Annotated in this window: 20 protein-coding genes and 1 pseudogene; 10 read left to right on the forward strand and 11 right to left on the reverse strand. The window is 70.2% G+C overall.

Annotated elements, in window-relative coordinates:
* The first annotated feature begins 730 nt into the window (after positions 1-730).
* The 8 genes from OG711_RS18130 to lpdA all read left to right on the forward strand — a co-directional run bounded on the left by OG711_RS18130 (position 731) and on the right by lpdA (position 9,309).
* Positions 731-1,906 carry a helix-turn-helix domain-containing protein gene (locus tag OG711_RS18130; RefSeq protein WP_329559772.1) on the forward strand — a complete coding sequence of 392 codons (1,176 nt, stop codon included), beginning with the start codon at positions 731-733 and terminating at the stop codon, positions 1,904-1,906.
* 51 nt (positions 1,907-1,957) lie between these two features.
* Complete coding sequence (locus OG711_RS18135) at positions 1,958-2,992, forward strand: transcriptional regulator (RefSeq protein ID WP_329559773.1); 1,035 nt, start codon at positions 1,958-1,960, stop codon at positions 2,990-2,992.
* A gap of 15 nt (positions 2,993-3,007) precedes the next feature.
* Positions 3,008-4,030, forward strand: coding sequence for a transcriptional regulator (locus OG711_RS18140; RefSeq protein ID WP_329559774.1), 1,023 nt, complete (start codon positions 3,008-3,010; stop codon positions 4,028-4,030).
* Positions 4,031-4,041: 11 nt separating this feature from the next.
* Positions 4,042-5,055: a transcriptional regulator gene (locus OG711_RS18145; protein ID WP_329559775.1), complete on the forward strand. Its 1,014-nt coding sequence runs from the start codon at positions 4,042-4,044 to the stop codon at positions 5,053-5,055.
* A gap of 155 nt (positions 5,056-5,210) precedes the next feature.
* Entirely contained in the window at positions 5,211-5,699 is a 489-nt protein-coding gene (locus OG711_RS18150) for a MarR family winged helix-turn-helix transcriptional regulator (RefSeq protein WP_073783242.1), read from the forward strand.
* A gap of 657 nt (positions 5,700-6,356) precedes the next feature.
* Positions 6,357-6,998, forward strand: coding sequence for a histidine phosphatase family protein (locus OG711_RS18155; RefSeq protein ID WP_073783240.1), 642 nt, complete (start codon positions 6,357-6,359; stop codon positions 6,996-6,998).
* 222 nt (positions 6,999-7,220) lie between these two features.
* Positions 7,221-7,778 carry a pyridoxamine 5'-phosphate oxidase family protein gene (locus OG711_RS18160; protein ID WP_329559776.1) on the forward strand — a complete coding sequence of 186 codons (558 nt, stop codon included), beginning with the start codon at positions 7,221-7,223 and terminating at the stop codon, positions 7,776-7,778.
* A gap of 118 nt (positions 7,779-7,896) precedes the next feature.
* Entirely contained in the window at positions 7,897-9,309 is a 1,413-nt protein-coding gene (lpdA, locus tag OG711_RS18165; RefSeq protein WP_073783238.1) for a dihydrolipoyl dehydrogenase, read from the forward strand.
* A 197-nt stretch (positions 9,310-9,506) separates the two neighbouring features.
* Here lpdA and OG711_RS18170 read toward each other — a convergent pair whose 3' ends face one another.
* From OG711_RS18170 to OG711_RS18190, 5 genes are all read right to left on the reverse strand, one after another.
* Positions 9,507-11,900: a HelD family protein gene (locus tag OG711_RS18170; RefSeq protein WP_329559777.1), complete on the reverse strand. Its 2,394-nt coding sequence runs from the start codon at positions 11,898-11,900 to the stop codon at positions 9,507-9,509.
* A 66-nt stretch (positions 11,901-11,966) separates the two neighbouring features.
* On the reverse strand, positions 11,967-12,605 hold the full coding sequence (locus OG711_RS18175; RefSeq protein WP_329559778.1) for a TetR/AcrR family transcriptional regulator: 639 nt from the start codon (positions 12,603-12,605) through the stop codon (positions 11,967-11,969).
* A 104-nt stretch (positions 12,606-12,709) separates the two neighbouring features.
* The gene (locus OG711_RS18180; protein ID WP_329559779.1) at positions 12,710-13,900 is read right to left on the reverse strand and encodes a phosphotransferase family protein; all 1,191 of its coding nucleotides are present in this window, start codon (positions 13,898-13,900) and stop codon (positions 12,710-12,712) included.
* Positions 13,901-14,152: 252 nt separating this feature from the next.
* A complete protein-coding gene (locus OG711_RS18185) occupies positions 14,153-14,908 on the reverse strand; it encodes an HAD family hydrolase (protein WP_329559780.1) in 756 nt (251 codons plus the stop codon).
* Positions 14,908-15,744: a GntR family transcriptional regulator gene (locus OG711_RS18190; RefSeq protein WP_073785315.1), complete on the reverse strand. Its 837-nt coding sequence runs from the start codon at positions 15,742-15,744 to the stop codon at positions 14,908-14,910. Before OG711_RS18190 ends, OG711_RS18185 begins: the two co-directional genes overlap by 1 nt.
* Positions 15,745-16,066: 322 nt before the next feature.
* On the opposite strand from OG711_RS18190, the gene OG711_RS18195 reads away from it, so the two are divergent.
* Positions 16,067-16,255 (forward strand): hypothetical protein, encoded by a 189-nt coding sequence (locus OG711_RS18195; protein WP_073783230.1) that lies wholly within the window; start codon positions 16,067-16,069, stop codon positions 16,253-16,255.
* Positions 16,256-16,617: 362 nt separating this feature from the next.
* Here OG711_RS18195 and OG711_RS18200 read toward each other — a convergent pair whose 3' ends face one another.
* The 4 genes and pseudogenes from OG711_RS18200 to OG711_RS18215 form a co-directional block, all read right to left on the reverse strand.
* On the reverse strand, positions 16,618-17,886 hold the full coding sequence (locus OG711_RS18200) for a GNAT family N-acetyltransferase (RefSeq protein ID WP_329559781.1): 1,269 nt from the start codon (positions 17,884-17,886) through the stop codon (positions 16,618-16,620).
* A gap of 58 nt (positions 17,887-17,944) precedes the next feature.
* Positions 17,945-18,616, reverse strand: coding sequence for a YdcF family protein (locus OG711_RS18205; RefSeq protein ID WP_073783226.1), 672 nt, complete (start codon positions 18,614-18,616; stop codon positions 17,945-17,947).
* Between the two features lie 66 nt (positions 18,617-18,682).
* A pseudogene (locus OG711_RS18210) lies at positions 18,683-19,027 on the reverse strand (XRE family transcriptional regulator); the annotation flags it as partial.
* A 144-nt stretch (positions 19,028-19,171) separates the two neighbouring features.
* Complete coding sequence (locus tag OG711_RS18215; RefSeq protein WP_329559782.1) at positions 19,172-20,353, reverse strand: helix-turn-helix domain-containing protein; 1,182 nt, start codon at positions 20,351-20,353, stop codon at positions 19,172-19,174.
* Between the two features lie 491 nt (positions 20,354-20,844).
* Between OG711_RS18215 and OG711_RS18220 the strand changes: the two genes are divergently transcribed.
* Positions 20,845-20,973, forward strand: coding sequence for a hypothetical protein (locus tag OG711_RS18220; RefSeq protein ID WP_329559783.1), 129 nt, complete (start codon positions 20,845-20,847; stop codon positions 20,971-20,973).
* Between the two features lie 76 nt (positions 20,974-21,049).
* Here OG711_RS18220 and OG711_RS18225 read toward each other — a convergent pair whose 3' ends face one another.
* Both OG711_RS18225 and OG711_RS18230 read right to left on the reverse strand, forming a co-directional pair.
* Positions 21,050-21,598 carry a GNAT family N-acetyltransferase gene (locus tag OG711_RS18225; RefSeq protein ID WP_329563890.1) on the reverse strand — a complete coding sequence of 183 codons (549 nt, stop codon included), beginning with the start codon at positions 21,596-21,598 and terminating at the stop codon, positions 21,050-21,052.
* A 173-nt stretch (positions 21,599-21,771) separates the two neighbouring features.
* Positions 21,772-22,350 (reverse strand): XRE family transcriptional regulator, encoded by a 579-nt coding sequence (locus tag OG711_RS18230; RefSeq protein WP_329559784.1) that lies wholly within the window; start codon positions 22,348-22,350, stop codon positions 21,772-21,774.
* Between the last annotated feature and the right edge of the window lie 1,057 nt (positions 22,351-23,407).

Raw genomic sequence — 23,407 nt, forward strand, 5'->3', positions numbered from 1 at the left:
CGTGGGCACCATGTCGATTCCCCTCACTCAGGCGCAGAAGATTTCAGAACCCGTCGCGGAGCAGAAGGACCGTAGATTCCTTTCGCCGTCACCTCAGATTCTCCGGCGGCTGTTCGCGTTGACTTGGGCAACGGCGTCACTGAGCCGGACCGACGCTGTGGCGGGGCTCAGATTCTCCAGCCTCGTGCACCATTCCTGTCCACCGCTGACCGGGCGCAGGAAGTAGACCCCTTCTTCCCGGTCCATGACTTCCCCGACGCGTGCGGCGAGGCAGTCGTAAACGATGGCACCAATTGCGTGTTCACCTTCCCCCATGCCGTCACCCCTTCATCCGGAATTCGGCGGCGCGGGTGAAGGATGACGGTCTCGTGGAAGTCCCGGATCGCGTCGAGGTGTTCTCGTCCGCGTTCGTTCCTCTTGCCGCCGTTTCAGAGATCGGGTACTCGCCGGCACGCGTCGGCTCAAGTCCGGCGCCCCGAGACCTGGCGCTGGTCAAGAGCGCTGCTGGACGAGGTCCCCCGCCTTGCGGGCCGGACAGGTACGTGCGGCCCGTCGGTTCGAACACTTCGCTGCGCATGGTCGGCGCTCGCCCCCTTCACTGTCGATGCAGTCGCTGTCAGTAATCAGTCAACGACCGAACGGCAGAGTGAAAGTGCACAAGAAGTGCACAAGGCTCCCTCGTGGGTAGCTCTACCTTGGGAACGCAACCGATCAGAGAGACGCTGATGCCATGGGAGCGATCATCGAAGTCCCCGGACCAGGGGCCAACGTCGCCCGGCTGCGCAAGGCCCGGGGCTGGGGCCAGGACCGGTTGGCAGCCGCGGCCGGTGTGTCCAAGTCCCAACTCGGCAAGGTCGAGCGAGGAGAACGAACTCTTACCCAGGGAGTCGCGGCCTCGATCGCAAGGGTCATGGGCCTTTCGCTGGAGGAGGTTCTGGGTTCTGTACCCGTTTCCCCGAATTCGGAAGAGTCGCTGAAGTCGCTCCAGGCCGCTGTACGACGTTTTGACCTCCCCGGGGACACGGAGGCCGGCGAAGCCGAGTTGAGGAACGCCCTGAAGGAAATGGTGGATCTTCGCGGTGCCGCGAATTTAGCGGAAGTCCTCAAGAAGCTGCCTGATCTTCTTTCGGGGGTCCAGGCATACGCCAACTCCACCGGAACGGCGGAAGCGTGGGCCATGGTTTCGCAAGCCTACTCCGCTGTCTATTGGCTGGCCGCCAGGCATCGATGGATGATACTTGCCGACCTGGCAGTGACCAAACAGAAAATCGCAGCACAGCAAGCGGACTCGATCAGCCTTGCCATCGCGGCACGCGATGAAGCAGGGGTGCACCTCAATCACGGCGATTTCATGGACGGGCTGGCCGTCGTGGACCGCGCCATTGTGCAAGTCGAATCTGCCACCACCGGTCACGAACGAGCGTACGCGCTTGGCATGCTCCACCTTCGAGGTCTGACCCTCGCGGGCCGCGCCAAGGAGAGGCGGACCGCCGACGCGCATATCAACAGGGCATGGAACCTCTCCGAGGAATTCGATCACGAATTGAATCGATACGGTATCCACTTCGGGCCGGAGAACACCGCCGTGCATGTGATTGCCACATCGGGTGACCTCAACCGCCACGAGGACGCGATCGCCACCATGGGTGACCTGAGCGGCAAGAAGGGAATCACACTTCCGGCCACCAGGATCAGCCCTCTCCATATGAACATCGCCCGGTCCAATCTGGCGCTCGGGAACCGCGATTCCGCGTTGGAGCACCTGGAGAAAGCCTGGACGCTGGCACCGCAATTGGCGAAGGTCCACCCAACCTCCCAAGAATTGTTGCGCGTCCTCACGAGTCACCACAAGCGCAGCAATCCACGACTGACCAAGCTGGCGAAATTGGCGAACATCCAGTTCTGACTTCGAACCCGCCGCGCCCCACCAGGACTTGTCGAGCTCGGGAGGCTTGATATGGACCCGGTCCGACGCAACTTGCTCAGTGCGGGGCTTTTCTCCGTCGCCGTAAAGATCCCCGACTGGCGGGACGCCGTGGACAGGATCGCTCTGGCGCGGTCCGGTGAGGTGCGGCGGATCGGAGAAGGGGAGATCTCCATGGTCATCTCCATGACGCAGCATTTTTCCGATCTCGACTACCAGTTCGGCGGACGAAACACACGTCCCGTGGCAGCGGCTTTTCTTGTGAACACAGTCGCCCCATACCTGACTGCGGAAGGGTCTGATTCCGTACGCGACAGGATGCTGTCTGCCGCTTCCGATCTCTGTTATCTCACCGGCTACATGGCCGTCGATGAAGGGCAGCAGGGCTTGGGGCAGCGGTACTACCTGAAGGCAATGGAACTGGCCAGGTCCGCCAACGACAGGAACGCGCATTCCCTCGCGCTGCACGGGATGAGTTCCCAGGCACTTCAGCTCGGACACCACAGAACAGCGCTCCGCCTGACGTCGGCCGCCATGGCTGACGGACGTCAGATGGAGCCCAACATGCGAGCGTTCCTTGCCGGGCAGCGCGCTTACGCCAGCGCCTTGACGGAGGGGTCAGGTTCGGCGCTGCCGTTCCTCCGGAAGGCCGAGACGGAGATAGGGAAGACGGAGTCCGCGAGCAAGGTGGTCATGGGGCACTACAGGGATGCCGTACTAGAATTCGACATCGCACAGGTGAAGTACGGGCTGAACGACACCGCCGGTTCCGTGGAATCGCTGAAGCGGTACACAGCCATGCAAGATCGAAGGCATCGCCGCCGAGCGGTCCTCGACGGCGCGACGCTGGCGGAGCGGCAACTGGAGATCGGACATCTGGAGGCTGCTTGCTCCACCTGGGACCAGATGATGACCGATTACCCGTACGTTCAGTCAGGCCGCGCCGACCAGAGGGTCATTTCCATGGTGAGCTCGCTCAAGCCGTTCCTGAAGAACTCCGTCGCTCGGGACCTCTATGAGCGGGCACGGGAAGCGGTGCGGCGACGCATCCCGCCCGGGAACAAGTAGCACCCGGTACCGGCGGTGACGGTGGACGAGTTCGACGCACTCCTGGCCCGCGAAGGCGACGGCGACGGATTCGATGCCCTTGAGCTGGCGCGGCGGGTGTCGGCCGGCGACGCCGGGAAGGAGACTCTGAGCCGACTGGAGGACTCGTTCGACAAGTTGGCCGTGCGATACCCGGGCTCTCCACCTCAAGAACTACTGGAACGAGTGCGCGGGCATTCCGCCGATGTGACTCGTCTGATGGACGCACGTATGACGTTGGCGGAACAGCGACGTCTCCACGTGGTCGGAGGCTGGTTCCAACTGCTCGCGGCCACCCTGCACATCGACCTGAACCAGGAACACGCGGCCACCGCCAGTCTGCGGACGGCGGACACCCTCGCGCGCCATGCCGAGCACTCCGAGATCCGCTCCTGGTGCCACGAGACGGACGCTTGGCGGGTCCTTACGGACGGTGTGTACGGGCGGGCAGTCGATCTGTCGCAGGCCGCACAGGAGTTGGCTCCAGCAGGCAGCTCCGTCGCGATTCAGGCGACCGCCCAGGAGGGGAGGGCGAGAGCGCGCTTGGGTGACCGGAAAGGCGCGTATGCCGCCATAGACAGGGTTCAGCGCATGTCGGCCACTCTGGAACCGCTGAAGAACGCTGAGCACCACTATCAGTACGAGCCCGGAAAGGCCCTCGCGTACACGGCGACCACACTGGCCTGGATCGGTGACCCCGCCGCGGAATCGTACGCGCGAGAAGTGATCGCCGGACTCGCGCCCACCGGTGACGTCCAGAAGTGGCCCCGCCGAGTCGCGTCGGCCAACATCGACCTGGCTTTGGCACTGCTCGTCGACGACCGGCCGGACGAAGCGTGCGACGCGGTCCAGCGGGCGATACTGTCCGGCCGCGTCGTTCCCTCGAACCACTGGCGGGCGCTGGAAGTGGTCAGGGCGGTGGAAGCCCGGAAGCTGCCGGAAGCCCCTGATCTGCGCGAGGCGTATCAGGGTATGCGCTCGTCGGGAGCGGATCGCAGCCGGCAGAGACGATTGACCTAGGGAGACAGGACGTGGAGCGACGCGAATTTGTCGGTGCGAGCATCTTCTCCGTTGCGCTCAATATCCCCGATTGGCCCGACGTCATGGGAAGAATGGAAGCGGTTCGAACCGGGTCGGCACGCCGGGTGGGGATCTCCGATGTTGAGCTGGTCAAGCGCATGACAGCTCAGCTTTCCGATACGTACGACGAGTTCGGTGGCCGACACACAAGACCCTTGGCCGCGACATTCATAGCCCAAACCGTCACACCTCTCCTCCTTACCGATGGGGCAGTGGAGACACGTAAAGCCATGATGTCCGCTGCCGCTTCCCTCTGCTTCCTGACCGGCTGGATGGCCGTGGACGAAGGAATGCATGGGATCGCTCAGCGCTACTACGTCAAAGGGTTGGAGTTGACAGGAGGAAGCGGCGACCGGCTGACTTACTGCCGTGTGCTCCGGGGGGTCTCGGTTCAGGCGGTGGACCTCGGCCACGGCGCCATGGCGGTACGTCTCGCGGACGCCGCTGCTGCCACCGCGCCGGAATCGGGACCGCGCATGCGGGCATTCATGGGCGGGCAGCAGGCTCATTCCCTTGCTGTCGCGGGAGACCGGAGTGCCGCACTGCGGAGCCTGCGGGAAGCGGAGCGGGCCATGGATCAGGCCGAGAGCACCTCGCAGAATCTCGGAAACTACGACCCGGCTGTTTTGGCCTATCACGTGTCACAGGTTCGATACGCGCTCGACGATGTTGCCGGAAGCGTTGACTCGCTGAAGCTGCATTTTCGCTTGCGGACACCGACGGACACCCGTAGGTCCGCTTTACGTTTCAGTTCCATTCTGGCCGAACGGCAGCTTGAACTTGGGCACGTGGAGCTGGCCTGCAACACATGGGCGCATGTTCTTGACGAGTATCCGAAAATCCACTCGGGCAGGGTTGACCGTCACGTCGCCGCAATCGCGCAGCTACTTTCGCCGTATCGCGCCAACCCGACAGCGCGTGAAGTGCGGGAGCGCGCCTTGCAGGCCACCAGAGGCCAAGTGTGAAAGGCTCCCGCGCCCCGGGCGGCAACGGGTCGGGGCTCGGGGCTGACGGTGGGCGGTGGTGACCGTGAACGCCCGGCCGGGGCCCGGGGCTGCGACACGAAATGCGATGCCTCGCGGATAATCCGTCACGGGACGAACACCGCTACCCTGGACGGATGACCGCTACCGCGCCCACCCGCGTCGAACCCGACCTCTCCTTCCTCCTCGACCACACCAGTCACGTCCTGCGGACCCGGATGGCCGCCGCCCTCTCGGAGATCGGGCTCACCGCGCGGATGCACTGTGTGCTCGTCCACGCCCTGGAGGAGGAGCGCACCCAGATCCAGCTCGCCGAGATCGGCGACATGGACAAGACGACCATGGTCGTCACGGTCGACGCCCTGGAGGAAGCCGGGCTCGCGGAACGGCGGCCGTCCCGGACCGACCGCCGGGCCCGGATCATCGCCGTCACCGACGAGGGCGCGACGATGGCCCGGCGCAGTCAGGAGATCGCGGACCGGGTGCACCGTGACGTGCTGGGTGTGCTTCCCGAGGGGGAACGCGAAGTCCTTACGCGGGCGTTGCTGCGGTTGGTCGACGGGCCGCTCGCGGTGCCCGTCGAGGGGCCGGCGCCTGTGCGGCGCGCCCGGCAGCGTAAGCGGTAGCCCTTGCGGGCGGCTTCTCAGTGCCGGGGTCGCCTGGCCCCGTGCAGGTCGCCTGTGCCTGCGGGCCCTGGGTTCGCTGTGCTGGGCGCACTTGTTCCCGTGCGGGTCGCTCGTGGGTTTGCGCAGTTCCCCGCGCCCCTGGGTTGCCTGTGCTCGGCGGACTTGTCGCTGTGCCGTCGCTCGTGGGGTGCGCAGTTCCCCGCGCCCCTGAGGTTGCGCCTCCCGCCGTCCCCGTCCGGCTGCGGGCCCTGGGTTGCCTGTGCTCGGCGCACTTGTTCCTGTGCCGTCGCTCGCCGGGTGCGCAGTTCCCCGCGCCCCTGAGGTTGCGCCTCCCGCCGTCCCCGTCCGGCTGCGGGCCCTGGGTTGCCTGTGCTCGGCGGACTTGTTCCTGTGCCGTCGCTCGTGGGGTGCGCAGTTCCCCGCGCCCCTGAGGTTGCGCCTCCCGCCGTCCCCGTTCGGCTGCGGGTCTGCCCTGGTCGCTCGCGCAGTTCCACGCGCCCCCCGGATACGCGGTGCTCAGCGCACTTGTTGCTGTGCTGGGCTTCCTGTACTGGGCGTGGGGCGAAGAACTCGCTTGATGGATGTGAAAGTTCGCCCTCATAGTTGCGGACTGCGACCGGCCAGGCAGGACGGCCCCTACAGGAGGACACCCCACCCATGCGCACTCTCTACGTCGTCACCCATCCGGAAGCGACGCACCATGTCGAGCGGGTCGTCGGGGGGTGGCATGACTCGGAGCTGACGGCCGGCGGGGTCCGGGCGGCGGTCTCCATCGCGCGGGCGCTGCGGGCCCAGGTGCCGGACGGCGCCGACGTCGAGCTGTTCTCCTCGGATCTGCGGCGCACCCTGCGGACGGCGGACGAGGTGGCCGGGTTGTTCGGTGTGCGGCCGGTCGTGGATCGCAGGCTGCGGGAGAAGTCCTACGGCGAGGCGGAGGGAAGGCCGCAGGAGTGGCTCGACCAGCGCTTCGTCCCGCCGCCGGCCGTCGGGGAACGGATGGACCACGACGAGGGCGTACCGGGCGCGGAGACCAAGGCGGTGTGGGCGCGGCGTATCTACGCGGCCATGGACGACATCCTGCGGAGTCCTTGCGAACACCAGATCGTCGTGACGCACGGCGGCTCCCTGACGTGCGTCGTGGCGGCATGGATCAAGATGCCGATCGAGTCCGCCGGTTACGCGAACTTCCGGGCGCCCTCCGGCAGCGTCACCACACTGCGCGAGGACGACTTCTTCCACAACCGCCAGCTCGTCAGCCTCGGGGACATCCGACATCTCGACTCCGGCAAGGCCGGGTGACGACGGCCCAGTTGCCGCTGCGGGGCGGGTGGGCGGAGCCGGAACGAGGACTGCGCCCGCAGTCGATAGTCTGCAACGGAACTATCTGCTACGGTCGATCTCGTCGTCGTATCCGGCGCCGTCCACCCCGGACGCGCCGCAGTCACCACGGCATCCCCGAACAGCCACCTGATCCGGTCACCCGTCACCAGTCCCCCGAACGCACCGAGGAGACCAGCGACCATGAGCGCCGAGCCCACCCCCGCCACCGGTCCCACCGCCGCCATCGAAGCCACGAACCTCGGAGCCGCCGCCGATGGCCCCGGCGACGCCGCCGGGTCCTCCCCCGCCGGGCCCGCGCCCCGGCCGCTCACCGACGCCGACGCGTCCGCGCTGCTGGCCGCCGGGCGGTTCGGGACCCTCGCCGCGGTCCGGTCCACCGGACACCCGCACCTGTCGACCGTCCTGTACGACTGGGACCCCGCGGAGCGGACCGTCCGGGTCTCCACCACCGCCGAACGGCTCAAGGCACGGCAGCTGCGGCGTGATCCGCACGCGTCACTGCACGTCCAGGGGCCGGACGTGTGGTCGTTCGCGGTGGCCGAGGGGCTTGCCGAGGTGTCGGAGCCGACGGCCGTCCCCGGGGACACCGTCGGACGGGAACTGCTGGCGTTGACCCCCGGGTTCCCCGACCCCGCCAACGAGGCCGCCTTCCTTGCCCAGGCGGTGACGGACCGCCGGGTGGTGGTCCGGCTCCGCGTCTCCCGGCTGTACGGGACGGCCCTCGACATCACCGGCTGACCGGCCCTTCCTCCCCGGTCGGCGGGAAGAGGGGCTCCGAAGGGGTGGCCCCGGGCGGCGGACCGCCGCTGTGGTGCGACCATCGGGGAGTACAGCCATCACCAGGCAGGAGTACTCCATGGCCACGGAAGAAGACCGTTTCGATGTCGTCGTCCTGGGTGCGGGACCGGGCGGGTACGTCGCCGCCATCCGGGCCGCCCAGCTCGGCAAGAAGGTCGCGGTCGTCGAGGAGAAGTACTGGGGCGGCGTCTGTCTGAACGTCGGCTGCATCCCCACCAAGGCCCTGCTGCGCAACGCCGAACTCGCGCACATCTTCACCCATGAGTCCAAGACCTTCGGCATCAAGGTCGACGGCACGGTGTCGTTCGACTACGGGGAGGCGTACCGGCGCAGCCGGCGGGTCGCGGACGGCCGGGTCAAGGGCGTCCACTATCTGATGAAGAAGAACGCGATCACCGAGATCGACGGGCGCGGCACCTTCACCGACCCGCACACCCTCCAGGTCGCCACCGCCGACGGCGGCACCCGCACCCTCACCTTCGAGAACTGTGTCATCGCGACGGGCGCCACCCCGAAGCTGCTGCCCGGTACCCGTCGCACCGAACGCGTCGTCACGTACGAGGAGCAGATCCTCGCGGAGGACGTACCGCAGTCCATCGTGATCGCCGGTGCCGGCGCGATCGGGGTGGAGTTCGCGTACGTCCTGCACAACTACGGCGTGAAGGTCACGATCGTCGAGTTCCTGGACCGGATCGCGCCGCTGGAGGACGCGGATGTCTCCGCCGAACTGGCCCGTCAGTACCGCAAGCTGGGTATCGACGTGCTGACCTCGACCCGGGTCGACTCCATCGACGAGTCGGGCCCGCAGGTACGGGTCACGGTCACCGGCAAGGACGGCGCGCAGCAGGTGCTCACCGCCGACAAGGTGCTCCAGGCGATCGGCTTCCAGCCGAACGTCACCGGGTACGGCCTCGACGCCGCCGGGGTACGGGTCACCGAGCGCGGCGCGATCGATGTGGACGGGCGCTGCCGGACCTCCGTCCCGCACATCTTCGCCATCGGTGACGTGACCGCGAAGCTGATGCTGGCGCACGCCGCCGAGTCGATGGGCGTCATCGCCGCCGAGACCATCGCGGACGCCGAGACGATGGAGCTCGACTATGTGATGATCCCGCGTGCCACGTACTGCCAGCCGCAGGTCGCGAGCTTCGGTTACACCGAGGCGCAGGCCCGGGAGCTGGGGTACGACGTGAAGGTGGCGAAGTTCCCGTTCACCGCGAACGGGAAGTCGCACGGCCTCGGGGACACCGTCGGTTTCGTGAAGCTCATCAGCGACGCCAAGTACGGGGAGCTGCTGGGCGGTCACCTCGTGGGACCGGATGTCACGGAGCTGCTGCCCGAGCTGACCCTCGCCCAGCAGTGGGACCTCACGGTGCACGAGGTCGCGCGGAACGTCCACGCGCATCCGACGCTCGGTGAGGCGGTCAAGGAAGCGGTGCACGGCCTCGCGGGTCACATGATCAATTTCTGAGCCCGCCGCACGTTCCGTACTCCGTACTCCGTCGTCACTCCGTTGCCTTCCGGTGCCCGGTGCCCGGTGCCCGGTGCCCGTCCGGACGTATGCGCGTCCGCGCGGGTGCCGGGCACCGCCACACGGTCGCCCGCCACACGGTCGCCCGCCACCGGTCATCCGCCACCCGCCACCCGCCACCGGTCACCGGTCACCGGTCACCCGAACGGCAGCGGTCTCGTGTGCAGGATCTCCAGGTGGGTGACCGCCCGGGTCAGCACCACGTACAGCCGGTGGGCGCCCCGGGGTTCCGCCTCCTCGATCGCGGCGGGTTCCACCGCGATCACATGGTCGTACTCCAGCCCCTTGGCCAGCGTCGCGGGCAGCAGGGTGACGGGGGCGCCCGGCGCGGCGGGACCGGCCGGGTCGGCGGGCGCGAGCCCGGCGGCGGTCAGGGCCGCGCGCAGCCGGGGGACGTCCGCGTCCGCGGCGATCACCCCGACCGAACCGAGCGCACCCGCGGGGACGTCCGGACCGGCGGGGATGTCCGGACCGGCCGGACCGGCGGGGGCGCCCAGCCGCTCCGTACCGCTTCGCGCCGCGCGTACCGCCGCGACCGTCGCGGCCACCACGTCCGGGACCCGCCGGACCGTCAGCGAACCGTCCTCGCGCAGTGAACGGCCGGGCGGTACGGGCACGTCCAGCCGGGCGAGGAGGCGGTTGGCGAGGGCCGTCACCTGGGCCGGGACCCGGAATCCGGTGGTCAGGGCCACGGTCCGGGCGTCCGGACGGCCCAGGTGCGCGAGCTGTTCGGGCCAGGACCGGGCGGCCCAGGGGGTGGTGCCCTGCGCGAGGTCGCCGAGGACGGTCAGCGAGCCGTGCGGGGCGCGGCGCCCGATCGCGCGGCACTGCATCGGGGACAGGTCCTGCGCCTCGTCCACCACGATGTGACCGTGCCCGGCGGGGAGTTCGAGGAGCCCGGCCAGTTCGTCCAGCAGGACCAGATCCGCGGCGGACCAGCGGGCCGACCGGGCCGTGAAGGGCCGGGCCCGGCCCAGCGCGGCCCGTTCGGCCGGACCGAGGACACCGTCCGCCGCCCGCTCCCGCTCCTGCGGCCCGGACAGCAGTCCGGCGAGAACCTCCTCCGGGCTCGTCCTCGGCCACACCGCGTCAAGGAACGCGGCCACCGGCCGGGCCCGCGCGGTCCGCCGCAGCCAGCCGTCCCCGCGAGGTCCCGAACGCCGCTCCGCCAGCTCCCTGACCCGGGCCGCGACCCGGGCCCGGACCCGCTCCCGGCCGGTGTCGTACGGGAGTTCCTCCGCGAGGACGTCCGCCACGATCGCGGTCAGCTCCCCGGCGGGCACCCGCCAGCGGTACGAGCCGTCCGGGACGGTGAGCCCCGCGCCGTCCACCGCCTCCGGCCGCACCCGCGCGTACAGGGCGCGGCGCAGCACCCGGGCCATCCGGGCGTCGTGCTTGACGAGGGCCGTCGCCTCCGGGTCGTGCCCGGTCACCGGGTGCCGGGCCACCAGGTCCTCGACGGTGAGCTGTCCGACGCCGCCCTCCCCGAGCGCGGGCAGCACCTCCGCGATGTACCGCAGGAAGGTCCGGTTGGGGCCGAGCACGAGGAGCCCGGAGCGGCTGATCCGCCGGGGGTGGGTGTACAGCAGATACGCGGCGCGGTGCAGCCCGACCGCCGTCTTCCCGGTGCCCGGCGCGCCCTGTACGCACAGGGAGGTGCCGAGCGGGGAGCGGACGAGGTCGTCCTGTTCGGGCTGGATGGTCGCGGCGATGTCCCGCATGGGTCCGGTACGGGGCCGCCGGATCTCGGCGGCGAGGAACCCCCCGGCGACACCCACGTCCGTACCCGTACCGGGGTCTGGGCCTGTACCTGTACCTGTACCCGACTCCGTCCCCGTACCTGTACCCGAGGCCGTTCCCGGGCCCGACTCCGTACCCGATTCCGTACCGCCGGGCCCCGTCCCCTCACCGCCCGGCCCCGTCCCCGTACCCGACCGGCCCAAGTACTCGTCTCCCGTACCCGACGGGCCCAGGTACTCGTCCTCCAGGCCCGTCAGGTCGTGCGGCGCGCCCGTGCTGCCCGGTGCCCAGCCGAAGCGGCGGCGTACCGCCACGCCCCGGGGGTCGTGCGGGCCCGCCTGGTAGAAGGCCCTTGAGACGGGTGCCCGCCAGTCGACGACCAGGGGCGGGGCGGTGGGTTCCTCGGTGATCCGGGTCCGTCCGATGTGATAGCTCTGCCCGGCGTGCGGCGCGGCGTCGGCGTCCCGGCCCGCGTCCGGACCCGCCCCGGACCGCTCGTCGCCGGACCCCGCGTCACCAGGTGCGGCGGCGAAGTCGAGGCGGCCGAAGAAGAGCGGCCCCGGAGGGAGTTCGCCGAGGTCGCGGGCCTTGGTGCGCAGCGCCCGGCCGAGCACCTCGGCGTCGGCGCCGGACGCGGAGACGTCCGCCGCCGTGACGACGTGTTCCCGCGCTCCCGCCGCCATCGCCGCGAGGGCGGCGCGGCAGCGTTCATGGTGGGCCCGTTCGTCCGCGAGGGCCTGTGGCCCCTCGGGGTCCGGGGCTGGACGTGTTCCGGTATCGCGACGCGCCATACGCCGACCCTAGCGAGAAAGCGTTACCGAGTCACATTCTTTACCGGGTCGCGATGTGGCGGGGGCTCAGGCCCCCGCGTACCGGGGAAGTCCGTCCCGCAGTTCGGCGAAGGCGCGGTCGGCGTGGGTGACGGCGTCCGGGTGCACCGCGTCGGCGCGTTCGCCGGAGGCGACCCGGCGCCGGTTCTCCTGGGCGAGCACCCTCCGGACGGCGACCATCTGCGCGGCGGCGGTCCGGTCCGGCAGGCCGGGCGGACCGGGGGCGGCCAGCGCCCCCGCCAGCCGCTCCTCGGAGCGTTCGAGGTACGTGTACAGCCGCGCGACCAGCGACGGAGTCCCGTACAGCAGGTCGTGGAAGGCGAGCACCCCGGGATCGTCGTTCAGCCCGGTCACGGGGTCGTGGCGGGCGAGCCCGTCCAGGAAGTCCCGGTGCAGCGCGGCCAGCGGGGCGGTCCCGTCGGCGCGGGCGGCCGTGACGACCCGGGCGGCCTCGTCCTCGTGGTCGGCGAACCGGTGCAGGACCAGGTCCTCCTTCGCGGGGAAGTACCGGAACAGCGTCGGTTTGGAGATGTCGGCCGACGCCGCGATCTCCGCGACGGACACCTTCTCGAAGCCCCGCTCCAGGAACAGCGCGATCGCGGTCTCGGACACCGACCGGTACATCCGCAGCCGCTTGCGTTCCCTCAGCCCCATCTCACCACTCATGCCGATGAGCGTACGCAGCGCGGACGGCCGTCACGCCCCGCCGGGACGTGACCCGGCGCACGCGTCACGCGGCACCGGCCGCCCCGCCCCCATGCCCCGGCGGGTCACCGGCCGTCGGGCGGGAAGGCGCGCGCGAGGCACGGGTCCGCGGTGGGCCGGAGCGGGAGCCCCAGCCCGGCGGTCGCCGCCCGCAGGGTCATCGCACAGGACGCCATGGCCCGCCGGACGTTGGGGGCGTCGAGGGCGGCGCCGGTGACGAGCCGGTCCAGATCGACGTACGCGGAACGGACGGTCTCGATCGTCCGGTACGCGTTCCAGTCCCGTTCCCAGCCGGCGGTGTGCCGCGCGGGCAGCCGGGCGGACCAGCGGGCGAGCATCCGGCGGCGGATCTCGGGGCGCGTCGGCGTCAGATGCAGATGCCGCACCAGGTCGTACAGCGGGTCGCCGACCACGGCCATCTCCCAGTCGATGAGGGTGAGCCCCCGGTCCGGGCCCTGACCGCGCACCAGGTTCCACGGGTTGAGGTCGCCGTGCAGGAGCACCGGGGGCCGCGCCCGCACCTCGCGGCGGGCCAGCAGTTCCGCCAGCCGGTCGCCGCCGGGCAGTCCGACCTCCCGGGCGAGCCGCCGCGAGGGCAGGGGCAGCTCACGCACCAGCCGGACCAGCTCACCGCGCAGCCAGGCGAAGAAGTCGACGCCGCCCGCGGTGGGGTCCAGCCGCTCATGGCCGACGCCGGTGAGCGCGGCCAGCTGGTCGACCAGGTCGTCCGCCTCATGGGGCAGCAGCCCGTCCACCGGGTGCTCGGGGGGCCGGACGCCGTCGCGGGGACCCTCGTACGAGTGGACGGCGAACCGGTCGCGCGGGCCCTCGTGACCGTGGACGGCGAACCGGTCGCGGGGGCCGCTGACGCCCAGTGCCAGCACCCGGGGCGCGCGGACGGCCGCGCCGGACTCCTCGATGGCCCGCAGCACGGCGTGCTCGCTGAGGAAGCTGCGCTCCAGCCGGTGGGCGGTACCGCGTTCACGCCGTACGACGACCAGGGTCCGGCCGTCGCCGTGCGGTGCCGGTACGGCGACCACCGTGTTGAGGTGGGACGTCCCGGTGAACACCCGTCCGGCGGGGGCCGTGCGCTCCCCGTCCAGCGCGGCGCGCACGGCGGAACGCGGAAAGCCGGGGTGCTCACCGAACCTGCCGTCCGGACGCCAGTCGGGGTACCGGGAACCGTCGCCCGCGGGGAGCGGACCGGCGCGGTTCCCCGCCAGGTCCGCGGGCCGGGGCACCGGGCGTCCGCCCACGGGCCACTCCTGGAGGATCGCGCACACGTGTCACAAGAATGGGCACACCCTAGTGGCGCGACGGGCGGCCCAGGGCCCGTACGCCACCACCGCGCGCCGCCCGCGGTCGTCTCTCATGCGCGCACCGTCATACCGCGAGGTGCGCCCGGCGCGGACGCCCGGGAGCGGCCGCAGGTTCTCATCCCCGCCGCCCCCGCCGCCCCCGGTCCGTCCGGGACCTCCCCGGAACCTCACCGGGGCGTCACGGGTCCGTCACCGGCTCGTCGTCCCCACCAGCCGCAGTACGCCCTCCAGCGAGTCGACCACCAGGTCGGCGCCCGCCTCGGACAGCACCTGGCGCTTGCGGTCGTTGCGGGCGTAGCCGAGGAAGGGGACGCCCGCCTTCCGGGCGGCCAGCAGGTCGGACGGCGTGTCGCCGATCATCAGCGCGGCGGACGGGGCCGCGCCCATCGCGTTCAGCGCCCGGATCAGACAGTGGGGGTCGGGCTTCAGCAGCCGCAGTTCGCGCGTACGGCCGTACACATGGGGTGCGAAGCAGTCGGTGAGGCCCCGGCCCTCCAGGTACTCGCGGACGACCCGGGGGGAGTTGTTGGTGGTGACGGCGAGCCGGACGCCGACCGCGCTCCAGGTACGGATCAGGGGGTCGGCCCAGGCGGTGGGCCGCGCCGAGGCGGCGGCCCGGGACTCCTCCTGGGTGAGGCGTTCCTCCAGCTCCGCGACGAGGTCGCTGCCGGGGTGCCCCCGGTCCACGGCCCGCAGGACCACATGCGGGTCCAGGGAGGCCCGCTCGGTCGCGCTGAGCAGCCCGCGCAGGCCCTGCCCGGCGAGCCAGTCGACCAGGTCCGCGGCCACCCGTTCGGCCTTGTGCCCGGCGAACAGACGGCAGATGGGGCCGTCGAAGTCGAAGAGGACGTACCGCGCCCGGCCGATCGTCCCGCGAAGCTGCTCGGTCCCCTGTGTCACCGTCTCGTCGGCCACCCGTCCCGTGTGTGCTGTGTCTTGGGTCACTAGGAGAGTGTCAGGTCCGTGGCGATGGTTTCCCAGAGGGCGTTGAACCACTTCTGCGACTCCTCCACGAACGCGGTGTCCCGGGCCCCGGCGAGCTTGTCGAAGGAGAACAGCAGCGAGGCCGCCCCGAGCGTGTCGAACAGCTCCATCGAACCGCTGCCCACCTCCTCCTGGCGGCGCGTCACCGTGTAGTACGCGATCAGCGCCTCGTCGCCGTTGAGCAGGTACAGCTTCACCGGCGGGGTGAACGGCAGCGCGCGGAAGGTGACCTTCACCTCGATGCCGTGGGAGGAGCGCAGCGCCCCCAGGTTGTGGCGCAGCACCTGCCCCTGCGCGTTGCGCTGGGTCAGCCAGCGGTCGTGGACCCGGCCGTCGTCGTCCTCCTCGTCGGCGGCGACCGGGAAGGCGAGATGGATCTCGCGGCTGGGCAGCAGTACCCGCACCTCGACCGAACCGGGCCTCAGGGTGCCGTCGTGGATCTGCCGCAGCGGTTCCCCGACGGCGAGCATCAGGGTCTCGGCGGTGAGGCACACCGCGTCCACGGTGACGTGCGGCGCGGCGAACGCCCTGGCCAGCCGGGGGGCGAGACCGACCATGGTGGGCTGCGGCCGGTCGGCGGGCGATCCGTGCGCGAGCGGGTCGCGGGGCGGGGCGACCCGGGGCGGGCTGCCCTTGCTCACATCGCTGAGCAGCCCGGCACCCTGGAGCGCCTTGAGCGCCTGCCGTACGGTGCCGCGCTCCACCCCGAACTCCGCCGCGAGCCCGGCCTGGGTCGGCAGCCGGTCACCGGCCCTGAGCGCGCCGGTGCGGATGCGTTCACGCAGGACGTCGGCGATGTCCTGCGCGGAGCGCCTGTTGGGCGGGACGGGGGCGGTCGGAACCGGGTCGGACGGGACTGGGGCGGGGGTGTCGGGGGGCTCGGCTTCGGAGGGCTCGGCGTCGAGGGGCTCGGTGTCGGACGGGGGGCCGTCGGAAGGGGGGCCGTTCACCGCGGCGTTCTCCTGGGTCACGACCAAACGGTACAACCCACACCCAACTATGGGCAGTTGTTCGACAGTTGTTTATAAGAGGCAGCCAAGTGGGGACAACTTAAGTGTAGTTGGTTGCCAACATCACCAAGTTGGCGTATCACTCCTCCCCACCGCAAGGAGGATCACCGTGCCCACCGCCGCTCTCCTCACCGCCGCGTTCGTCATCGGCCTGGAACAGTTCGTCGAGTGGAAGTACGGTCCGGCGGGGCTCGCCGGACTGCTGCTCCTCACCGTCGGGATCAAGGCCAGGAGCCCGATGTGCAGCTCCGCCGGGGCAGTGACCCTGGCCCTGCTGATGACCACCCCCGCGCGCTGACCGGCCCGCGCGCACGGTGACCCCACCGACTTCCGACGGGCCCTTCTCCGGAGGGGAGCCGGGGCCCGTCGGACGCGGTGCGCCGACGAAGCCGCACCGCCGCACCACCCGCGACCGGGCGGCACCGGGAGACAACCGGCCCCCGGACGCACCTACGGACACCCGGCCACCACCGACACCCGAAAGCGAGGCGGAAGACCGTAAGCCGTACGCCGTACGCCGGGCGCCGGGACGTCCGCCCGGAACACGACCGGTGCGGCACACGCACAGGTGCAGCACACGCACCGGCTCAGAAGAGGCGCCGATTCAGCACGGGTACCGGCTCAGCACAGGTACCGGCTCGGAAAAGGCGGGGCCCCGGTTCAGAAGATGTCCGGACACCAAGGGCGCCTCGGCGTACGGAACAGGGCGTCGGCGACGGCGACGGCGCCCTCCCGTTCCTCCACCACCCGGCCGAGCGCCACGAGCCGCGCCACCGAGCCGTCCCCGAGCCACAGCGACCCCAGGTCGCCCAGCGACAGTGTGAGATCCGCCGGGGCGTCCGTCCGCGCGCACACCGCGCCCTGCGGTGACGCCTCCAGCCGGAACCGCCCGCCCGAGACACCGCCCGCGCCCCCGGGCTCGTCCACCACGTCCAGTACCAGCGAACCCGCGCTCCCGTACGTCCGCGCCTCCAGCGCACCGGCGACGTCCAGCAGCCGCACCCACAGCCAGTCCGCGTGCCTCACCACCCGCGCGGCGCGCGGATCGGGCATCAGATGCGGTACGAGGGCGTCCGGGGCGCGCATCCCGGTACGGACCGTGGTGATCCAGTCGACCGCGCACAGGTAGTGCCACAGCGCGCGCTCCGCGTCGGGGTCCAGCGCCAGCAGGTGCTTCACCCGGGCGGTGTTCTCCGGCTGCGTGCCGTCCCCCGACTTGTCGTCCACGCCGTACGCGAGCAGCCCAGTGACCTGCCCGTCCGGCGCCCGGTACGCCACCTGGAAGTCCTCCTTCCAAGGGCTCGCGTCCAGCCGGAGCTCCCCCGTCTCCATCTGCCACCACACCGCGTCCCGCGAGGTGGCCCCCGGCTGCGCGCGGCGCACCCGGTCGTAGAACCCCGGACCCCACGCCCGTACGTCCTCGGCATTGACGAGCTCGATCCGCGCCCCGTCCCGCTCCGGCCGTGACCAGCGCGGGTCGAGCCCGCTGCGCGACACGTCGATCGACCACTCCGTGACGGAGGTGGCCGGGCCGAAGCCGTAGCGTCCGTAGATCGGGTACTCGGCGGCGATCAGCGTCGCGACCAGGTCGCCCCGCTCCCGGGCGGCCCGCAGATCCGCGTCGATCATCCGCGTCAGCAGCCCGCGCCGCCGGTGGGTGGGGCTGACGGTGACATTGCTGACCGCGTTCGCCGTGACCACCGCGCCCCCAGGCACGGTCAGTTCCTGCCCGAAGGACCGGTACGTGGCGACGCACCGCCCCCGGTCGAACGCCCCCGTGGTCCTGGCCGCCTCGGTATGTCGGCGCCGGATGTCCACATCGTGCGCCGTGGGCGTCGGCTCCCGCAGGAACCCGGTGTTCAACGCCCGCAACCAGTCGGCGAGCTCCCCATAAGCAACAGCCCGCACGTCCACCACATCGTGACCCATACGTCCCACGCTAGGCGCCGGGATCGGTGGTGTCGCCCGCTTTTTCTGGCCGGTGGCCTCAGGGCTTGATGAGTCGGCTGGTGTACCCGTCCGCGATAAGGGCTTCATAGGCCGTGCGGACATCGTCGGGGACGTCTTGGGCGACGGCGTACCCGAGCGCGGGGTACTCGATCACCCGCTGGAGGTCTCCGACGAGCATGTCCAGGACGAGTTTCCCGTCACCGATGGACTTGAGGTAGTCGTCCAGTTCCAGTGGTTCCGAGGCGCAGAGCACTTCGGCCCCGGGCCACAGCTTGCGGGCGGTGGCGTACGAACGGCGTTCCATGTAGGGCTTGGACACCAGCAGGACCGACGCCGGCGCGATGCCGTGGGCGGCCAGGAGATCACGGGAGAACGTGATGTTCTCACCGGTGTTGGCCGCGTTCGGCTCGACCAGGATCGCCTCGTCGGGGACCCCGAGCCCGAGGGCGTGCTCGCGGTAGTGGACGGCCTCGCCCCTCGGGAAGCGGGCGCGGGTGGTGGGGCTGTTGCCGCCGGTGAACACGAGGGTCCGGAACAGCCCGGCCCGGTACAGGCCGGCGGCATGGGTCGCGACACCGAGGTCATGGCTGCCCAGTCCGATCGCCACGTCGACGGGTCGCACCTCGTGGCGCATCCGGTGGTGGTCCCAGATCAGCTTCGCCTGCCGGTAGCGGGTACCGGTGATGCCGTACGGATGGTGCGTGGTCACTCGCGTCTCCCTGCCCACCGCGACCGGGCGCCGGACGCCCCCGCCGAAGTGTCCGGCCGGAGTGGGCTAAACCCTCGGAACGCCCCGCCCCCACAGTTCCTCGGCGTGTTCGGTGAACCGGCCGAACATGCCCCCGTCACCCGCCCGCCGCAGATGGAACATGGGCGAGTCGTGCCCGACCGTCCGCGCCAGATGAGGCGTGACAAGCACGTCGTCGTCGAAACGGAACACCGACAGACCCACATGGTTCACGGCATCGTCCGCACCCGAGAACCGCACCTCCAGCCCGTCCACCGGCCCCAGCTTCGCCAGCTCACCCAACGTGATCCTGATCCTCGTGGACACGGTCAGCGCGGCACCCTCCACACGCTCCCGCTCCCGCGTCACCTCCCCGTCAGGATCACCCAACAGCGGGCCACAGCATCGTGACTTCCACTCCCCACGCTTGCGAGGCATCTTCCCGGTTCCTGACCTCGACAATCCGTGTGCTCCCCCGGTGGGACGACACCTCGTCCCGGCGGTCCCGGGCCTCGGACGCCCTCGCTTCCGAGGGTCTCAGGGAGCCAGTCCGGCGAGCTTGCACAGGCGCTGGAGGCGCGGGTTGCTCCGTTGGTGCAGTGATGACACGACCCGCAGCACCTCCCGTCCCATCGGGTTGAGCACCGCCATCTGGGGCGCGGCGTCCCACGCGGTACTCAGGCTCTCCAGCGCTCCGTCACGGTCACCGGTGTCGACCTGCGCCCGCGCGAGGTTGACCTTCGTCGCGGCGACGCGAGTCGGGGTCAGGGCCGCGAGCGCGGTGTCCACGTCGTCCGCCATCGCCAGTGCCTCCCTCGGCCTGCCCAGGTCGAGCCGCGTGGCCAGCACATGGGTGGTCGTGTTCGCCGGCCCGAACAGCATGCTGTGCCGGGTACGGTCCGCCCCCAGCTCCGCCGAGGCCCGCCCGGCCGCCGTGATATGACGTTCCGCCTCCCGCCGGCCGTCCCTCTTGTCCGCGAGCCTGCCCGCCAACGTCATGCCCCGCAGGTTCAGCACCCCCACCGCGAACGCCCGGTCATCACCCGACAACCGCGACTCCGCTTCCACCACGGCTCGGTCGACGAGCGCCAGACCGCCCTCGTAGTCACCGCCGTTGAGATACGCCCCGGCCCGGTCCCGCGCGGCGACAGCGGCACCCAACGGGTTGGGCCGCTGCTCCACGGCCCACTTCTGGAGCGTCACGGCCAGCTCCGCCATGTCCGTCCACCGATGCCGGGCCGCGAGCCAGTAGACGGCGCTGTACACCTCCACCAGATCCATCCAGGCCCCGGCCGTGTTCACCAGGTGCGCCCGCGTGGTGGCGTCCCGCAGCAGCCCCGGCAGCATGACCAGCAGCTCGCTCACCCGGAACGCGTCCCGGTGTCCCGCCACTGTCCGCACATCGGCGGTAATCCGCGCGTTCTCCACGCGCTGCCCGCCCGGCACGTCGTAGTCACGCATCGCGGAACGCAGTGCGGCGAGGCACTGATCCCCGGACGGCGCGACCCGGCTCCTCCCCAGCACCTCGGACAACGGCACCCCCATGGCCCTGGCCAGGACGGCGGCCGTGGCATGCGTCAGCGTCCGGTCCCCCACCTCGACCTTGGACAGCAACGACAGGGACACGTTCGCGAGCCGGGCCAGGCGGGCCTGCGACAGCCCCCGCTCCTTGCGGAGGGCCGCCACGTTCGCCCCGGGCGGCAATGGACTCGTACGCATGGGCTCACCGGTCCTTCCGAGGAAGTCTCACTCGAACCATGGTCACGGACAGCGGGACCACCCACGCCCGTGTGCAGATGCCGTGCAACATCCGCTCCCCAGCACGCCAGTTGACTGTCAGCAGCGACCGACAACTGACCGAACAGGGCGGGCCGTCATGGGCGAACCTACACATTCCCGCAAGGACGTACTACCGCGATCGGACTCAAGGCCGGCGAGGAGTGCCCAGGACACCAGGCCGGTCCTTCAAGGTCAGCTGTGAGTACCGGGCGGCAGGGGCCGCCGGTCCCGTGCGCGGGGACGCCGTTCGAGAACAGCCCTGTGGGGTGGTGGACGGAGTACGGGGGCGCGGTCGATCCCGTGTCCGGGGTCGTGTACCTGCCCCGTGGATCCGATCCCCCGAAGTGCCCCTTCCCCTGCGGGATCTGCGACCGCGAAGACCGGGCCGACCGGTGAGAGTCACGTACCCCCGGTGCCGTGAACCTCTCGTCGTGAGCGACGAGACCCGCTGCCGCGCCGAACGCTACGACCGCTACCGCTACCCCCTCCTGGAAGAAGTGGTCAGCTGCGAACTCGCCGCACCCACCCAAGACCGCCTGCGCCGCGTACCTCCTGCATGAGGAGGCCTCCCACGTGCAGGTCTGGGCCCGATGGAACCCCACCGGCGGACCCGTCCACATCAAGAAGCTGAACGGGTCAGCCGGGCACCAGTGGTGTGATCACTGAGGGCCCCGTGAAGTCGTCGGCGACGGCGTCCATGACGATCTCGTCGCAGACCTTCCCGAGCCAGTATCCGGCCTGGCGCAGGGCGCCGACGGTCCGGAAGCCGGCCTTCTCGTAGGCGCGGATTCCCGCCCTGTTGGGGGCGAGGACCTTGAGCCACACCATCCGGAGGTTGGTGATGTGGAAGGCGTAGTCGAGGGTGAGACGGGTGGCCTCGGTGCCCAGGCCGCGCCCGCGTGCCTCGGGGGCGAGCATGACGATGTACTCGGCGGTGCGTACCGCGTCGTCGGGGAGCAGGGTGGTGACCCCGGCCGGTACAGGGTCACCACTGGTGAGGTCGTAGACGGTGAAGCGCAGGTTGCCGCCCTGGAGCTGCTGGGCCATGCCTTCGGTACGGGCTTCCAGGGACTCGGGGCTCTGGCGGCCGTATCCGACGAGGAGGGCCGGGTCCTGCTCCCAGCGCCAGTACGTCTCGACGAGATCAGCACGATAGGGGCCGAGGGCACAGGTGCCGGTGGTGATCCACAGAATGGGGTCAGGGCTGGCGCTGATGAGGGGCTCCGATGGTGAGGGCGGGCGCGTAGGCGAGGGTCGAGGCGGGTTCGGCAACGCTGATGGTGCGTGGTCACTCACGTCTCCCTGCCCACCGCGACCGGGCGCCGGACGCCCCCGCCGAAGTGTCCGGCCGGAGTGGGCTAAACCCTCGGAACGCCCCGCCCCCACAGTTCCTCGGCGTGTTCGGCGAACCGGCCGAACATGCCCCCGTCACCCGCCCGCCGCAGATGGAACATGGGCGAGTCGTGCCCGACCGTCCGCGCCAGATGAGGCGTGACAAGCACGTCGTCGTCGATACGGAACACCGACAGACCCACATGGTTCACGGCATCGTCCGCACCCGAGAACCGCACCTCCAGCCCGTCCACCGGCCCCAGCTTCGCCAGCTCACCCAACGTGATCCTGATCCTCGTGGACACGGTCAGCGCGGCACCCTCCACACGCTCCCGCTCCCGCGTCACCTCCCCGTCAGGATCACCCAACAGGAACCGCACACGACAACCGGCCTCCAGCCTGCCCCGGAGCGTCACCCCGAACGCCGGCTGCTGCGTCCAGAGGAAGTAGTTCGTGTACCCCGCGAAGAACAACTCCCGCCCCGCACCACCGACAAGGTCCCCCCACACCGTCGAGGGACACGCCGACCGGTACGGATAGCTGTGCACCATCTCCGAGTCCGCACCGGACCTTCCCCGGTCCTTGGCTGCTCTGGGCCACAGCATCGTGACTTCCACTCCCAACGCTTGCGAGGCATCTTCCCGGTTCCTGGCATGAGGGATCAGGTCCGGGTCCGCGACCCAGCGCTCCACCGTCTTGCTGGACACCCCCACTCTGGATGCCAGCTGACGCGGGGACAACCGCGCGGACTGCATAGCAGACCTCAAGTCAACATTCAAGATATCCCCCACGGACGTTTGGGCGTTCTTCAAGATACCGCCTGAACAATCCGTATGTCGTCCGATGACACGACACAACGTCCCTCATGGAACGTGAGGATCACCGGGCAACAGATCCCGGCCCCCACCCGGCAGCCGGAACACCAACCGAACAGGGACAGAGCTATGTTGAAGCTGAATTCCGCCACCTTCGAGGCCGGGGCGCGCGGATGACGCACCCGGGATCACGGCCGACTTCGTCAGTGAGCTTGCGGCTACTGCCCTGGCTGTCCCCGGAGGGGAAGCCCAGCTATCTCGCCACAGACAGCAACCACGGGTACCTGTCGCGGTTCGCCGACCACGTGGAGGCCGTGCAAATCGACATGGCGAGCACACTTCTCGACCATGCTCGCGAGTTGCTGAACGAGCCCAAGGCCAGCCCCCGAGAGTTGCGGTTCGTTGCCACACGGCTCATGGAGGCGTTGGCCGACACCTTGCGTGTGGCACAAAGCCGAGGGCGGCGTCTGACGGTCACCGACGATCCGCCAGACCCACCCGATGGCAACTGCGAGATGTCGCGACCGGCTGGCTGAACACGCCATGGTTTCAGCACAAACGGCTCCCTGTGCCGGGTGCCTACGGGCCCGCATCACAGGTGACTCCGCCTTCGGTCACGAGTGTCACGGTGTCACCAGGCTGCGAGTCACGGGACTTCAGCCTCAGTTGTCACTCGTTGAGCTCCCGTGCCCCTGCTCCTGCCGCACCGATGGCGCGCGGCCGGCAAAGGCCGGGCAACTGTAAGGCGGCTCTGCGCCCGGACGCCGCAGGCCGTGATCAACCCAGGGCTGGGGCTCAACCCCTCTCCTCGCGCAGCCGCACGGCCACCGAAGGGGGTGGGCGGGAA

The sequence above is a fragment of the Streptomyces uncialis genome (genome assembly GCF_036250755.1).
In the GTDB taxonomy this organism is placed as follows: Bacteria; Actinomycetota; Actinomycetes; order Streptomycetales; family Streptomycetaceae; genus Streptomyces; species Streptomyces uncialis.